At 70.7% G+C, this 13,372-nt stretch carries 13 protein-coding genes; 6 read left to right on the top strand and 7 right to left on the bottom strand.

Annotated elements, in window-relative coordinates; all coding sequences use genetic code 11:
* Positions 1 to 27 precede the first annotated feature (27 nt).
* A complete protein-coding gene (locus tag VHAB30_RS08200; RefSeq protein ID WP_159276571.1) occupies positions 28 to 1,311 on the top strand; it encodes an acyl-CoA dehydrogenase family protein in 1,284 nt (427 codons plus the stop codon).
* A gap of 36 nt (positions 1,312 to 1,347) precedes the next feature.
* Here the strand turns inward: VHAB30_RS08200 and VHAB30_RS08195 are convergent, their stop codons facing one another.
* Positions 1,348 to 1,662 carry a hypothetical protein gene (locus VHAB30_RS08195; RefSeq protein ID WP_070060970.1) on the bottom strand — a complete coding sequence of 105 codons (315 nt, stop codon included), beginning with the start codon at positions 1,660 to 1,662 and terminating at the stop codon, positions 1,348 to 1,350.
* A gap of 315 nt (positions 1,663 to 1,977) precedes the next feature.
* Positions 1,978 to 2,805, bottom strand: coding sequence for a crotonase/enoyl-CoA hydratase family protein (locus tag VHAB30_RS08190; protein WP_159276569.1), 828 nt, complete (start codon positions 2,803 to 2,805; stop codon positions 1,978 to 1,980).
* A 104-nt stretch (positions 2,806 to 2,909) separates the two neighbouring features.
* Between VHAB30_RS08190 and VHAB30_RS08185 the strand changes: the two genes are divergently transcribed.
* Both VHAB30_RS08185 and VHAB30_RS08180 read left to right on the top strand, forming a co-directional pair.
* Positions 2,910 to 4,787, top strand: coding sequence for a PhoX family protein (locus VHAB30_RS08185; protein ID WP_159276567.1), 1,878 nt, complete (start codon positions 2,910 to 2,912; stop codon positions 4,785 to 4,787).
* Between the two features lie 42 nt (positions 4,788 to 4,829).
* Complete coding sequence (locus VHAB30_RS08180; RefSeq protein ID WP_095947243.1) at positions 4,830 to 5,219, top strand: DUF488 domain-containing protein; 390 nt, start codon at positions 4,830 to 4,832, stop codon at positions 5,217 to 5,219.
* Positions 5,220 to 5,229: 10 nt separating this feature from the next.
* Here the strand turns inward: VHAB30_RS08180 and VHAB30_RS08175 are convergent, their stop codons facing one another.
* On the bottom strand, positions 5,230 to 5,841 hold the full coding sequence (locus tag VHAB30_RS08175; protein WP_159276565.1) for a glutathione S-transferase: 612 nt from the start codon (positions 5,839 to 5,841) through the stop codon (positions 5,230 to 5,232).
* A 125-nt stretch (positions 5,842 to 5,966) separates the two neighbouring features.
* On the opposite strand from VHAB30_RS08175, the gene VHAB30_RS08170 reads away from it, so the two are divergent.
* Positions 5,967 to 6,425 (top strand): Lrp/AsnC family transcriptional regulator, encoded by a 459-nt coding sequence (locus VHAB30_RS08170; RefSeq protein WP_139704551.1) that lies wholly within the window; start codon positions 5,967 to 5,969, stop codon positions 6,423 to 6,425.
* 3 nt (positions 6,426 to 6,428) lie between these two features.
* Here VHAB30_RS08170 and VHAB30_RS08165 read toward each other — a convergent pair whose 3' ends face one another.
* Positions 6,429 to 7,331 carry an SDR family oxidoreductase gene (locus VHAB30_RS08165; protein WP_095745627.1) on the bottom strand — a complete coding sequence of 301 codons (903 nt, stop codon included), beginning with the start codon at positions 7,329 to 7,331 and terminating at the stop codon, positions 6,429 to 6,431.
* Positions 7,332 to 7,496: 165 nt separating this feature from the next.
* Between VHAB30_RS08165 and VHAB30_RS08160 the strand changes: the two genes are divergently transcribed.
* Entirely contained in the window at positions 7,497 to 8,369 is an 873-nt protein-coding gene (locus VHAB30_RS08160) for a CoA transferase (protein WP_159276563.1), read from the top strand.
* A 6-nt stretch (positions 8,370 to 8,375) separates the two neighbouring features.
* On the opposite strand, the gene VHAB30_RS08155 is transcribed toward VHAB30_RS08160, so the two are convergent.
* The 3 genes from VHAB30_RS08155 to VHAB30_RS08145 all read right to left on the bottom strand — a co-directional run bounded on the left by VHAB30_RS08155 (position 8,376) and on the right by VHAB30_RS08145 (position 12,439).
* Positions 8,376 to 10,457: an esterase-like activity of phytase family protein gene (locus tag VHAB30_RS08155; RefSeq protein WP_159276561.1), complete on the bottom strand. Its 2,082-nt coding sequence runs from the start codon at positions 10,455 to 10,457 to the stop codon at positions 8,376 to 8,378.
* Positions 10,458 to 10,599: 142 nt separating this feature from the next.
* Positions 10,600 to 11,511 carry a hypothetical protein gene (locus tag VHAB30_RS08150; protein WP_159276559.1) on the bottom strand — a complete coding sequence of 304 codons (912 nt, stop codon included), beginning with the start codon at positions 11,509 to 11,511 and terminating at the stop codon, positions 10,600 to 10,602.
* Positions 11,512 to 11,518: 7 nt separating this feature from the next.
* Positions 11,519 to 12,439 (bottom strand): DMT family transporter, encoded by a 921-nt coding sequence (locus VHAB30_RS08145; protein ID WP_159276557.1) that lies wholly within the window; start codon positions 12,437 to 12,439, stop codon positions 11,519 to 11,521.
* Between the two features lie 290 nt (positions 12,440 to 12,729).
* On the opposite strand from VHAB30_RS08145, the gene VHAB30_RS08140 reads away from it, so the two are divergent.
* Positions 12,730 to 13,371 carry a DUF1294 domain-containing protein gene (locus VHAB30_RS08140; protein WP_159276555.1) on the top strand — a complete coding sequence of 214 codons (642 nt, stop codon included), beginning with the start codon at positions 12,730 to 12,732 and terminating at the stop codon, positions 13,369 to 13,371.
* The last annotated feature ends 1 nt before the right edge of the window (position 13,372 follow it).

The following is a 13,372-nucleotide window of genomic DNA, read 5'->3' as shown; positions in this document are numbered from 1 at the left end:
CGCGCCCTCGGGGCCGCCCGGCTCTCCATGGCATCCATCCACGACACGCCGACGCGCCCCGCCGCGCCCACGGCTCCCGCCCGCCCTTCCACCCTCGCACCTTCGTCTCAGCAACTCGCCGAGCGCTTCCGCCCCGTCTTCGCGCGCATCGCCGAGCACGCGGCGCAGCGCGAGAACGACCGCGAACTGGCCTACGCGCCGGTGGCCTGGCTCAAGGCCGTGCGCTTCGGCGCACTGCGCGTGCCGGTCGCGCACGGTGGCCTGGGCGCCTCGGTCGAGCAGCTGTACGACCTGCTGATCGAACTCGGAGAGGCCGACTCCAACCTGCCGCAGATCCTTCGCGCGCACTTCGGCTTCATCGAACGCCTGTTCGCCGAGATCGACCCCGCGCTGCACGGCCCGTGGATGCGCCTGGCGGCCGACGGCGTGATCTTCGGCAACGCCACCACCGAGCTCGGCGAAGGCGCGCTCGGCGCACTGCAGACCACGCTCACGCGCGACGCGCAGAGCGCCGACACATGGCGCCTGGACGGCGACAAGTTCTACAGCACCGGCACGCTCTACGCCGACTGGATCTCGGTCGCGGCCCAGCGCCTGAACGACGACGGCAGCAGCGACCGCGTGATCGCGCTCGTGCCCGCGGAAGCCGCGGGTGTCGAGCGTGTCGACGACTGGCGCGGCTTCGGCCAGCGCCTGAGTGCCTCGGGCACGACGCGCTTTCGCCAGGTGCGTGTGAAGCCCGAGCACGTGCTGCTGTACGTGCGCGACCAGCCCACGCCGCTCACCGCGCATTTCCAGCTCACGCACCTGGCGACGCTGGCGGGCATCGCGCGCGCCATCGTGCGCGATGCCGTGGCCTTCGTGCAGCCGCGCAAGCGCGTCTACAGCCACGGCAGCGGCGCCACGCCGCGCGAAGACCCGCTGGTGCAGCAGGTGATCGGCCAGCTCGCAAGCACGGCCTTCGTGGCCGCGTCGACCGTGCAGGCGGTGGCGCGCGGCCTGGGCGAGGTCGACCGCCATCTGCAGCGCGGCGAGGCCGTGCCCGAGCAGTTGCTGTTCGAGGTGGAGCTGAACACCGCCAAGGCGCAGGCCGGCATCGTCGACGCGGTGCTGCAGGCGGGCACACGGCTGTTCGACATCGGCGGCGCCTCGGCGCTGCAGGAAGACCGGCGGCTCGACCGGCACTGGCGCAATGCGCGCACGCTGGCGTCGCACAACCCGACGATCTACAAGGGGCGCGTGGTGGGCGACCACCTGCTCAACGGTGCGCGGCCGACCTTCTACTGGGCGGTCGGCGCCATCGCGAGCTGAGACGGGAAGAAAAAGGAAGACGCCGCGAGGCGGTGTTCAGACCCGCGGCAGCGCTGCGAGAAAGGTCGACACCACGATGGCAGCCGCGCGATCGAGCTGCAGGATGTCGGCGACGTCGAAGGCGTTCGGCGCCGTGTGGCCGCTGGTGCCGAGCGGCTTGCGGATTTCGACCAGCACTTCGGCGGCGAGTTCGCGATCGCTGCGCGGACGGCCGTCGGGGTGCATCACCCACTCGTCGACCTGCTCGATGGGGATGCTGCGAAACACCCCCACGATCGGGACGTACTTGTAGCGGTCCTCGCCCACGAGGATGGGCACGCTGAGATTGCAAAAAAACGTATTCGTCGACATGCGGAACGCCGTCGCTAGCCAAAGCAAAAGTTGATTAATTGTTTTCGAGTGTGACTCCGATAGTCATTTTCCCGACCGAGGGCATACGGCAAGACGTGACCTTCTGCACACAAAGTGCGGTCAATTCCGCCGAATTACTCGGGAAAACAACTACTTAATTCTTACACAAAGACACGGATGGCGCGCTTTGTGTACGATTTTTGGCATACGAAATGTTGCGACCGCCCCTTCGGCCCACCGAAACAGGCGCGCAAACAGCTGCGCCTCGCGGTGTCCGCACCGCGAGGAACGCAAGAAAAAACGAGAAGAAGAAACTCAGGCCGGCGCGCTGAACTGCGGCGCCCGCCGCTCGATGTTGGCCTTCACGGCCTCGAGCTGGTTCGGGCTGCCGATCAGCGCCTGCTGCTCGACCGACTCGGCGATCAGCAGCTCGGCGGCGCTGTGCGCGAGCGACGCGTTCAGCAGCCGCTTGCCGGCGCGAATGGCGTCGGGGCTCTTGGCGGCGATCTCGTGCGCCATCTGCAGCGCCTCGGCCAGCGGGTCGGCGGCCACGCGCGTGGCCAGGCCCAGGCGCACGGCCTCTTCGCCCGAGAAGATGCGGCCGGTGAAGGTGAGTTCGCGCACGACGTCGGTGCGCGCCAGTTCGCGCATCAGCACCATGCCGGCCATGTCGGGCACGAGGCCCCACTTGATCTCCATCACCGACAGCTTGGTGTCGGCGGCCACGAGCCGGATGTCGGCGCCCAGCGCCACCTGAAGCCCACCGCCGAAGGCCACGCCGTGCACGGCCGCGATGACCGGCACCGGCACTTCGCGCCACACCATCGCCACCTGCTGCGCGGCGTTCGAGAGGCCGTGCGTGCGCGCGACCAGGTCGGTGCCGCCGGCCGAGGCGCCCAGCACGTCGCTGGCGGCGCCCTGCCCCATGCGTTCGAACGACGCCATGTCGAGCCCCGCGCAGAAGGCCTTGCCGCGACCCGCGATGACCACGGCGCGCACGCTCTTGTCGCCCCGCAGCGCCTCGCCCGCCTGGACCAGCGCGTCGAACATCGCGGGGTCGAGCGCGTTCATCTTGTCGGCGCGCGCCAGCTGCAGTTCCACCACGCCGTCGGCGTGGCGGGTCCATTCGATACGGTCGCTCATTGCACGTCTCCTGTCGGTGTCGGGGTATCGGCTCAGTATCGCGCGACTGGGCCGCTGGGCGATGATGCGCACTGTCGCCGACCCAACACCTCCGCCGCCTCGCCATGCCCCTGGACCGCCGTCACTTTCTCCTGCAATCGGGCGCCACCGCCGCCGTCGTCGCGCTGTTCGGCCAGGGCTGCGCGCGCTCGCAGCTGCCGCCTTCCACGGGCGCGACGACCCCGTCGGGCTTCTTCACCAGCGTGCCCATTTCGCAACGCGATGCGGTGGTGGTGCCGCCCGAGTACGAGTGGCAGATGCTCTACCCCTGGGGCGCGCCCACGGGCGTTGCGGGCCGCATGCCGGCCTTCGCGCCCGACGCCGGCAACAGCGCCGACGAGCAGGCCCTGCAGGCCGGCATGCACCACGACGGCATGCACTTCTTCGCGCTCGATGCGCGCGGCGAACGCGGCCTGCTCGTGATGAACCACGAGTACACCGACGAGCAGCTGCTGCACACCGACGGCGTGAAGGCCTGGAACGCCGACAAGGTCCGCAAATCGCTGCATGCGATGGGCGTGTCGGTCATCGAGGTCCGCCGCACACAAGAAGGCTGGCGCCAGGTGCTGCCCTCGCCCTACGCGCGCCGCGTGCACGGCCGCACGCCGATGCGCATCGCCGGCCCCGCCGCGGGCACGCCGCTGATGCGCACCGCCGCCGACCCGACGGGCACCGGCGTCTTCGGCACCTTCGCCAACTGCGCGATGGGCGTCACGCCCTGGGGCACCTACCTGACCTGCGAGGAGAACTTTCATGGCTACTTCGGCGGCCCGAAGGAGGTAGCCAAGAACGCGACACCCGCGCAGCGCCGCTATGGCACGGTGCCGGGCGCGCAATGGGTCGAGTACTGGCGCTTCGACGAGCGCTTCGACCTGAGCCGCCACCCGAACGAGCCGCACCGCTTCGGCTGGGTGGTCGAGATCGATCCCTTCGACCCCGAATCGGTGCCCGTCAAGCGCACCGCGCTCGGCCGCAAGCGCCAGGAAAGCGCGACCTGCACCGTGGCCAGGGACGGCCGCGTGGTGGTCTACATGGGCGACGACGCGCGCTTCGAATACATCTACAAGTTCGTGAGCCGCGACCCCGTGCGCCCTGGCACCGATGCCGCCGCGCGCGCCGCCAACCGGCACCTGCTCGACGAGGGCACGCTGCATGTCGCGCGCTTCGACGCCGATGGGCGCGGGCGCTGGCTTGAACTCGTGCACGGGCGCCACGGCATCGACGCCGCCAGCGGCTTCGCCAACCAAGCCGAAGTGCTGATCCACGCGCGGCTGGCGGGCGACATCGTCGGCGGCACGAAGATGGACCGCCCCGAATGGATCGCCGTGCATCCGCACAGCGGCGAGGTGTACGTCACGCTCACCAACAACTCGCAGCGCGGCGACCTCGGCAAGCCCGGCGCCGACGCCGCCAACCCGCGCGCGCCCAACTTCTTCGGCGGCATCCTGCGCTGGCGCGAGGACGGCGGCGACGCGGCCAGCACCGCCTTCGCCTGGGACCACTACGCGCTCGCAGGCGACCCCACGCAGCCCGGCGCCGGCACGCGCTACCCCAGCGACAGCGCCGACGCATTCGGCTGCCCAGACGGCCTGCACTTCGACAGCGGCGGGCTGCTGTGGATCCAGACCGACATGAGTGGGCAGTCCATGGGCAAGCCGCCCTATGCCGCGCTCGGCAACAACCAGATGCTGTGCGCCGACCCGGCCACGGGCCGCATCCAGCGCTTCCTCACGGGGCCCAACGGCTGCGAGATCACGGGCTGCGTGGTCACGCCCGACCGGCGCACGCTGTTCGTCAACATTCAGCACCCGGGCGAGTCGCGCGACGACGGCGACGCGAAGCACAACAGCGCCTGGCCCGACGGCGCGCAGCCCGGCAGCGCCCGCCCGCGCTCGGCCACGCTGGCGATCCGCCGGCGCGACGGCGGTATCGTCGGCACCTGACAGTCGAACACATCACAACAACAGCCCCAGGAGATCCCCGTCATGAGCATCCGCATCGTCCGCCTCGGCACCCCGCGCGCACCCGGCGAGGGCCTGCGCATCGGCACCGTGCGCCGCCCGCCGCGCGGCGTGCCGAAGACCGAGTTCGCCTCGCAGAACTGGTACGACGTGTGGTACCCCAACCTCGCGCCGTCGGCCGAGACGATGAAGCTGGGGCAGGAAGCCGAGACCCCCGCGCAATGGAACGCCTTCATGCGCAAGTACAAGGCCGAGATGGCCGAGGCCGACGCGAGCCGCAGCCTCGACCTGCTCGCGGCGCTCTCGCACACCGCAGCGCTGGCGGTCGGCTGCTATTGCGAGGACGAGTCACGCTGCCACCGCTCGCTGCTTCGCGGCCTGCTGGCCGAGCGCGGGGCGGACATCGCGGCCTGAGCGCGGTCGCTCAGACCAGCGGCGCGCCGACGAACACCGGCAACTGCTCGGCCTGCGCCGTGTACGCGGCGAGCAATGGAAAGTCCGCCGGGCGCACCGCGTCGGGCAGGATGAACTGCGTGAAGGTCCAGGCCACCGCCGCCGAAATACCGCCCTGCGTGATCGTGTTTTCTGCGGGTGCCGCCAGCGGCGCAGCCGCCAGTTCGCGCTCCACCTCGGCATAGGCCGTATTCAGCTGGCCCTGCACGCGATCGACCCACGGCTGGTGCTGCTTCTCGCTGGGCCGCAGGTTGCGCTCGTAGACGATCTGCACCGTCTTCTCGCAGGCTGCGAGCGCGAGCCCCGTGAGGCGCAGGTCGCGCAGCCGGGCGGCCGGGTCGGCAGGCCACAGGCTGCGGCCGGCGACCGCTTGCGCGTGGTCGATGATGAGCGTCGAATCCATCAGCACCGTGCCGTCGTCGCACACCAGCGTCGGGGCCTTCACCACCGGGTTGATCGCGCGGAACTGCTCGAAGGTGCTGAAGACCGAGATCGAGCGGTGCTCGAAACCGAGGCCGAGCAGGCGCAGCGAGATCGCGGCGCGGCGAACGAAGGGCGAGTCGAGCATGCCGACGAGTTGCATGGGGTCTCCTGAAGAAAGATGACCACCACCATAGCGGCTGCGTCGCACGCGCAGAAGGGCAACCCATCGAAAATCGGCGCCGCCTACCGATCGATCATCGGTCCCCTCTTCTTTCGCCGCACGCCATGACCCTCGACAAGAAAGACCGCCTCATCCTCGAAGCCCTGCAGACGGACGCGCGCCAGAGCCTGGCCGCGATCGGCAAGCGCATCGGCCTGTCGCAGCCGGCCATGAGCGAGCGCGTGCGCAAGCTGGAGCATGCGGGCGTGATCGAAGGCTATGGCGCGCGCGTGAACCTGCGCGCGCTGGGCGTGGGGCTGGAGGCCATCATCCGCATCGACACCACGCACGCGGCCATTGCGCGCTACCTCGCGCTCTTCGAGGCCATGCCCGAGGTGCTCGCGGTGGACCGCGTGACCGGCGCCGACTGCTTCTTCGTGCGCTGCGCCATCGCCGAGCCGACCGACCTGGAGCGCGTGGTGGACGCGCTGGCGGTCGACGGTTCGGTGACCACCTCGCTGGTGCTGTCGAGCCCCGTGCGCAAGCAGGTCACCGTGGGCGCCGCGAAGCCGCCGCGCAAGTAAGCGTCAGCGCTGCGCCTTGTCCTTCTGGTTCTGCGCCTCGATGCGTTCGCGCGCGGCCAGCCAGTCGGCGTCGCTCCACTCGCGCAGCTCGTAGAAGTTGCCGCCGGTGGCCAACGCATTGCCGCCGTCCATCATGATGCTCTGGCCCGTGAGCCAGTCGCACTGGCCCGGCGCCATCAGGAAGGACGCGAGGTTCTGCAGCTCGCTCATGCGGCCCACGCGCGCCATCGGGTTGGTCTTGATGCTGCGCGCACCGGGTTCCTCGCCGGGGTTCAGGCGCTTGCTCATGCCCTCGGTCGGGATCTCGCCCGGGCCCACCGCGTTCAGGCGGATGCCGTGGCGCGCCCACTCCACCGCGAGCGACTTGGTCATGACCTCGATGCCCGCCTTGCTCATGGCCGAGGGCACGACGTAGGGGCTACCGTTGTCGACCCAGGTGACGATGATGCTCATCACGCTGCGGAAGGCGTCGCCCGGCTTCCACGCGCCCGACTTGGCCTGCGCCACCCAGCGCTTGCCCACCGCCTGCGTCACGTAGAAGCTGCCGTGGAACACGATGTTGGCCACGGCGTCGAAGGCGCGCGGCGAGAGGCTCTCGGTCGGCGAGACGAAGTTGCCCGCCGCGTTGTTGACGAGGCCGGTGAGCCCGCCGCTCTGGAACAGGCTCTCGACCATGTCGTCGACCTGCTGCGCGATGCGGATGTCGACGCCGAAGGCATCGATGCGCCGATCGGGAAACTGCTGGCGCCAGGCGGCGGCGGTTTCTTCACAGACCGCCTGGCGCCGGCCGCAGATGGCGACGTCAGCGCCCAGGCTCAGGAATCGCTCGGCCATGGCACGGCCGAGGCCGGTGCCGCCGCCGGTGACGAGGATGCGCTGGCCGCGCATCAGGGATGCTTCGAACATGAGGGGTCTCCTTGGCGTTGCGGCAGCGGCAGGAGCGCGTGCTGCCATCGGCCGCATGCTACGACCGACAGGCCGCCATGGCTTGCGGAATCTGGCTCTGCCGGCGGGTGAAAATGGCCGCGCCCCCTTCCCTTTCACCCCCTGGACCTTCCGGACACACGACCCATGCCCCGTTCCTCCGATGCTTCCTTCCTGCCGCTCGACGGCGTGCGCGTGCTGAGCCTGGCGCTCAACCTGCCGGGCCCCGCCGCGCTGCTTCGCTGCCGCACGATGGGCGCGGCCTGCCTCAAGCTGGAGCCGCCCGGCGGCGATCCGATGGGGCTGTACAACCGGCCCGCGTACACGGCGCTGCACGAGGGCGTGGAGGTCCGCACGGTCGACCTGAAGACCGAGGCCGGCCAGGCGCAGCTGCATGCCGAGCTGGCCCGCACCGACGTGCTGCTGACCTCGTTCCGCCCGTCGGCGCTGCAGAAGCTGAAGCTCGACTGGGCCTCGCTGCAGGCGCGGCACCCCGCGCTGTCCCAGGTCGCCATCGTCGGCGCACCGGGCGAACGCGCCGAGGAGCCGGGCCACGACCTGACCTACCTCGCCGAGAGCGGCCTCGTCACCGGCACCGCGCTGCCGCCCACGCTGTACGCCGACATGGGCGGTGCGCTGCTGGCGAGCGAAGCGGTGCTGAAGGCCGTGCTGCAACAGAGCCGCCAGCGCGGCGGCGTGTACCTCGAGGTGGCGCTGAACGCCTCGGCCGACTGGCTCGCCCTGCCCCGCACCTGGGGCCTGACAAAGCCCGACGGCGCGGTGGGCGGCGCACACGCCGGCTACCGGGTCTACCCCTGCGCCGACGGCCGCGTGGCCGTGGCGGCGCTGGAACCGCACTTCGCCGCGCGCCTGTGCGACGTGGCCGGCGTGGCGCCGCCGGACATGATGGCGCCGGCCACGCACACGGCACTCGCCGCCTGGCTCGCGACGCGCACGCGCGCCGAGCTGGAGGCCATGGGCCGTGAGCGCGACGTGCCGCTGCTCACGCTGGCCGACTGACGGCGCTCAGGACGCCGGCAGGCGCAGGTCGCTCAGCTTGCGGTCGAGCTTGATGAGCCAGATGCGCGTCGGCCGCTCCAGGTCGGAGCCGCGCGTGATGCGTGCTTCGGTCGCGCCCGCCGGGCAATCGCGGAGCTTGCCGTCGACATCGACCTTGCACTCTTCCACGCTGCCAGCCAGGCGGGTGCCATCGGCGCCGAGCAGCACGGTGCCCAGGCCGAAGTCGTTGTCGTTCACCAGCGCCAGCGTCTGGTCATCGACGACCGTCAGGCCCTCGGCCTTCTCGGCCAGCCAGCCCAGCAAGTTCAGGTCGAGCAGCTCGGTCTTGCGCATCGTCACCACGGTCGAATAGTCGACGCCATTCGACGGGGCCTGCGTGATGCTGCTGATCTCGAGGTTGTGGTTGAACTCCGGGGCTGCGATGTTCGTCGCGTTGGCCGGCAGCTCCACCAGCATCAGCTTGTTGAACACCTTGCCGTCGCCCTTGCGCGCGCCCTGCTCGATCACGATGAAGCGGCCGTTGCCCAGGCTCACCATGTCGCCGAGCTTGGCGTTGCCGGTGCGGTCCTTGTCGTACTGGCTGCCGTCGATCGGGTAGGCGTAGAGCTTGGAGGTCTCGGTGGCCGGATCGAACGCGAGCCAGCGCGTGAACTTGGCGATGTGGCGCACGTCGGTGTTGCTGCCGCCCGGCGGCTTGGCCTTGATCGACTTGCCGTTGGCGTCGCGCGGATCGATCGGGCTCTGCAGGAAGCCGTGCAGCACGCCGCTGGCCACATCGAGCGTCAGGCCTTCCATGCCGCGGTTGGGGCGGCGCTGCGCCAGCACCGCCGGCAGGTCGGTGGCGCCGGGGCCGGGCGCGTACTTCTTCTCGACCACACCGCTGGCGATGTTCAGGCGCGCGATGAAGGGGCCGTACTCGTCGCTGGTCCACAGCACGTTGCGCGCCTTGTCGAGCACCAGCGTCTCGGGGTCGAGGCCGTTGGCGTCGTAGCCGGCCTTGGCCTCGTCGAACTTGTACTGGTCGGTCAGCGGGGTCTCGCCGGTCGAGCCCACGCCCGAGCGCGGCGGCAGGCCGGTGATCTTGGTGTTGGCGTCGCGCTTGAGCGGCACGCTGGTGCTGAGCACGGCGCCGGTCTTGCCCACGCGCACGATGCCGAAGCTCGGTGCGAACGACGGCGCCGGGAACACCTTGCTGATGCTGGTGACACCATCGCCGCCGCCGGGCACGGGGGCGGTCGGGCCGTCGCCGTTGGGGCCGCGGTCGGTGATGGCGTAGAACTCGAGCGCGCCGTCGTCGGCCTTGCCCTTGAACGCCAGGCCCGAGCCGTAGGCCGGCAGGAAGCCCTGGGGGAAGTCGGCCTTGATGTCCGTGCTGTCGCCCTCGTAGGGCACGTGGAAGCGGGTGTCGGCCTGCAGCTGGTAACGCGTGACGGCGATGCCGATGGCGCCGAGCTGGTTCGTCTGCGTCGACGCCTCGGTGACCGGTGCGGCCAGGCGCGAGGCCAGCGTGTCCTCGAAGTGTTCGCGGGCCAGCATGCGGCGGTTCGAGTCGACCATGCGGGCATTGTAGGGAGCGGGCAACGCGGCCAACACCGCGTTGAGCGCGGTGTGGAAGGCGTCGGGCGAGGCGTTGAAATCGAGCGCGCCGGCCGTCAGGGCGGCCTTGAGCGCGGGCGTCAGGCGGATGCCGTTGGCGGGGTCGCGGTCCTCGTCGAAGCTTTGCAGCGCGAGCAGGCGGTTGACCACGGCATCGGCCTTCACGTCGCTGCCGCCGGCCAGGGTGAGCGGCGTGATCGCTTCGCCGCATGCGGCGCTGCCCAGGGCCAGCGCGCCGGCGCTGAAGGTGACGGTCTCGCCATCCTTGCAGATGAACTCGCCCTTGGCGTTGGTGGCGGCCTTGGGGGCGCTGCCGGCCACGTAGTCGAGGCCTTCGACTGCGGCATCCAGGAAGGTGCCCGTCTTCGACTGTGCAGCGGGCGGATTGGTCGTGCCGCCGCCCACCGGGAACGACCAGCCGCCCCCGCCGCCGTTGCCGCCGCCGCAGGCGGTCAGCACCGCGCCAGCGCCCACGAGCGCCAGCCATCCCATCCTCGATCCTCTTGTTGTCTTGCGCATTGCTTGTTGTCCTTGTGATGCGCCCGCGCAAAGGCGCAAGCCCCGGCGATTAATGCCGAGGCAGATGACAAGCCCGTGAAATTGCAACCGACAGGTTGCGGTGGTCGGCGCCTTTTCAGCGGCCGCTGCCGTCGCGCTGCCGGTCTTCGCGCTTGACCGCGAGGTAGGTGTCGAGGTCGACCTCGTGCAGCTGGCGCGGGTAGCGCTCGGCCGCCGCGAACCAGTAGCGCTGCCGGCGCTCGGCCGGGTCGTTGGCGCCGGTCGCCAGGTAGGCGTCGAGCGTGAGGAAGTAGCGCATCGCATTGCGCTCCACCAACCCGCGCAGGCCGCGGATGTACTCGGGCTGGCCGTCGGCGCCCTTGCCCACCACGGTGAAGCCCACCTTGGAACTGCCGAAGGTGGCGAGGTAGGCCTGCGTGGCCAACCGCACCATCGTGTTGTGGTTGTAGCCGTAGCTGAAGTGCAGGAAGGTCTTGCGCTCGTCGAGCGCCACCGCTTCGAGCCGCACGCGGTAGTTGCTGGTGCCGAACGGGCCGGTGTCGGCCGACATCTCGACCTGCAGGTGCTCGGGGGTGGCACTGGCCACGCGGTAGGCAAAGGGCAGCTCGAAGGCCTGGTCGACCGGCTTGTCGTAGCGGCGCACCACGAACAGCGTGAGCGTCTCCTTGCCCTGCGGCGAGGTGCTGATGCGGCAGCGCCGGTTGTTGATGTGCAGCGTGAGCAGCTCGCACCAGTGGTCCGAGCCCTTGAGCGCCGCGCTGACCTTCGACAGCGGATGCTCGACCACGGCGTAGATGTCGCCCTCGAGGCCGCCGGGCGTCTCGGTTGAGTCGAGCTGCACGGGACGCCCGAAGCGGCTCTGGTCGAGCTTGTCGCTGAGCTTCTGGTGCTCGGCGCGCAGGGCCTGGGCACCCGCGGGCGCGGAGGCCTCGGGGGCCGCCGCCTGCGCCAGCAGCGACACGCCGCAGCAGGCGGCCACCGCCAGGATGCGCTTCCACGAAACCGGCACGGGGGGCAAACTGCTCATCATGGGGCTACACGATACCCCGGTTCCGCCGCACCAGCAGCAGCATCGCCCCCGCCAGCAGCGCCGCGCCCAGCCATTGGCGCGGCGCCATCGGCTGCGCCAGCCACAGCGCCGCGAGCCAGGCCGCCACCAGCGGCTCGATCAGCGTGCCGACCACCGCCGCCGTCGGCGAGAGCCGGCGCGCACCCCAGGCGAAGGCCAGGTAGGCGACCGAGGTGGTGGCCACGCCGGTGTAGGCCGCGCCCGTCCATTGCGCCGTGCCCTCGGGCCAGGTGATGCCGTTCGCCACGGCGACGCCGAGCATGCACAGCGCCGCGGCGCTCATGCCCCAGGCGGACGCGGTGACGGCCGGCACCCGCGCCGGCATGCGCGCGTTGCCCAGCACCACCAGCGCATAGCAGACGGCCGAGCCGAAGGACCACGCGAGCCCGGCACCGTAGCCCGCCGGCAAGGCGCCCCAGCCCTCGGCCGGCATCACCAGCAGCAGCACGCCCGCCAGCGCCAGCACGAGGCCACCGAGCAGGCGCGCGCCGAAGGGCTCGTAGCCGCGCAGCACCGACACGCAGGCCACGATCAGCGGCGCGCAGCAGATCGAGATCACCGTCGGCAACGCGGCGCCCAGGTGCGCGATGCCGGCGAACCAGCAGCTCACGTTCAGCGCCATCGCGGCGCCGGTGCCGACGACGTGGCCCTGCTCGCGGCGCGTCAGATAGCGCCAGCCGGCATCGGCGACCGATGAACGCCGCGTCGCCTGCCAGTGCAGCCACCACAGCAGCGGCATGCCCAGCGCGAAGCGCGCCAGCGACAGGCTGTGCGGCGCGATGCCGCCGTCGATCAGGAATTGCGCCACCAGGGCGCCGCCGCCCCAGAGCACGCCGGCCAGCAGCACGCCGCCCCAGGCCAGGGCGGCCGTTGTTCTTGCATTCATGTTGAAACTCTCCGTAAGGCCCGTCGCCTCGGCGTCGCGTCGACGCATTGCCGGGGGCGGGCATGACCATCCGGCCACCGCCCGGCGTTCTTCATTCAGCAGAAGAAGGCGGACGGCAGCGACCACTTGCGGGCCTGACGGGCGCGGCGCGAGGCGCGCGCGAACGTCAGCGGCAGGTCGACGAAGGGGGAGAGTGATGCAGGTGCATGAGCGGCCGATGATAGGAGCGGCGCCCCGCGCCCACAAGAGAGAATCGCCCGCATGTGCCCTGCCCTCTTTCACCGCTATCCATGAAGCGCCAAGGTCGACTCGTTCGTTGGGAGGCCGAGCGCGGCTTCGGTTTCATCCGCAGCCCGGAGGTGTCGGCCGACGTCTTCGTGCACCTGCGCGACTTTCGCGACCGCGAGCTGAAGCCGCAGGTCGGCATGGCGGTGCACTTCGAAGAGATCCATGTCGGCGGCAAGGGGCCGCGTGCGGTGGCCGTGGAAGCGGCGGCGGCCTCGGCGGGTGCCGCACCCCGCGCAGCATCACGCGCGCAGCCGCGCCGGCCCTCGGGACGCAGCACAGCTGGCACACCGTGGGGTGCGTGGCTGATCGGGGTCTACGCAGTCGGCCTGGGCGCCGCCGTGTGGCTCGGTCGCCTGCCGCTGCTCGCGCTGGCGGTCGTCGCGGGGCTGAGCCTGCTCGCCTTCGGGGCCTACGCCTTCGACAAGCGCGCGGCGCAGGCCGGGCGCTGGCGCACGCAGGAAAGCACGCTGCACCTGCTCGCTCTCGCGGGCGGCTGGCCGGGCGCATGGTGCGCGCAGCAGCTGCTGCGGCACAAGTCGAGCAAGGCGAGTTTCCTGTGGAGGTTCTACGTCACGGTCGCGCTGCATTGCGCGGCGCTGGGGGCGTGGGTGTTCTGGCTGTCGAAGCACGCGGCCTTGGCCTGAC

The organism is Variovorax boronicumulans (genome assembly GCF_009811375.1).
GTDB classification, from domain to species: domain Bacteria; phylum Pseudomonadota; class Gammaproteobacteria; order Burkholderiales; family Burkholderiaceae_C; genus Variovorax; species Variovorax boronicumulans.
This window is presented reverse-complemented; position numbering and strand designations above follow the sequence as displayed.

Coding starts and splice junctions, on each gene's coding strand:
- VHAB30_RS08190 (WP_159276569.1), bottom strand. CDS start 2,805: ATGAGCGACCGTATCGAATGGACCCGCCACGCCGACGGCGTGGTGGAA.
- VHAB30_RS08165 (WP_095745627.1), bottom strand. CDS start 7,331: ATGTTCGAAGCATCCCTGATGCGCGGCCAGCGCATCCTCGTCACCGGC.
- VHAB30_RS08145 (WP_159276557.1), bottom strand. CDS start 12,439: ATGAATGCAAGAACAACGGCCGCCCTGGCCTGGGGCGGCGTGCTGCTG.
- VHAB30_RS08150 (WP_159276559.1), bottom strand. CDS start 11,511: ATGAGCAGTTTGCCCCCCGTGCCGGTTTCGTGGAAGCGCATCCTGGCG.
- VHAB30_RS08185 (WP_159276567.1), top strand. CDS start 2,910: ATGCCCCTGGACCGCCGTCACTTTCTCCTGCAATCGGGCGCCACCGCC.
- VHAB30_RS08175 (WP_159276565.1), bottom strand. CDS start 5,841: ATGCAACTCGTCGGCATGCTCGACTCGCCCTTCGTTCGCCGCGCCGCG.
- VHAB30_RS08140 (WP_159276555.1), top strand. CDS start 12,730: ATGAAGCGCCAAGGTCGACTCGTTCGTTGGGAGGCCGAGCGCGGCTTC.
- VHAB30_RS08170 (WP_139704551.1), top strand. CDS start 5,967: ATGACCCTCGACAAGAAAGACCGCCTCATCCTCGAAGCCCTGCAGACG.
- VHAB30_RS08160 (WP_159276563.1), top strand. CDS start 7,497: ATGCCCCGTTCCTCCGATGCTTCCTTCCTGCCGCTCGACGGCGTGCGC.
- VHAB30_RS08200 (WP_159276571.1), top strand. CDS start 28: ATGGCATCCATCCACGACACGCCGACGCGCCCCGCCGCGCCCACGGCT.
- VHAB30_RS08180 (WP_095947243.1), top strand. CDS start 4,830: ATGAGCATCCGCATCGTCCGCCTCGGCACCCCGCGCGCACCCGGCGAG.
- VHAB30_RS08195 (WP_070060970.1), bottom strand. CDS start 1,662: ATGTCGACGAATACGTTTTTTTGCAATCTCAGCGTGCCCATCCTCGTG.
- VHAB30_RS08155 (WP_159276561.1), bottom strand. CDS start 10,457: ATGGGATGGCTGGCGCTCGTGGGCGCTGGCGCGGTGCTGACCGCCTGC.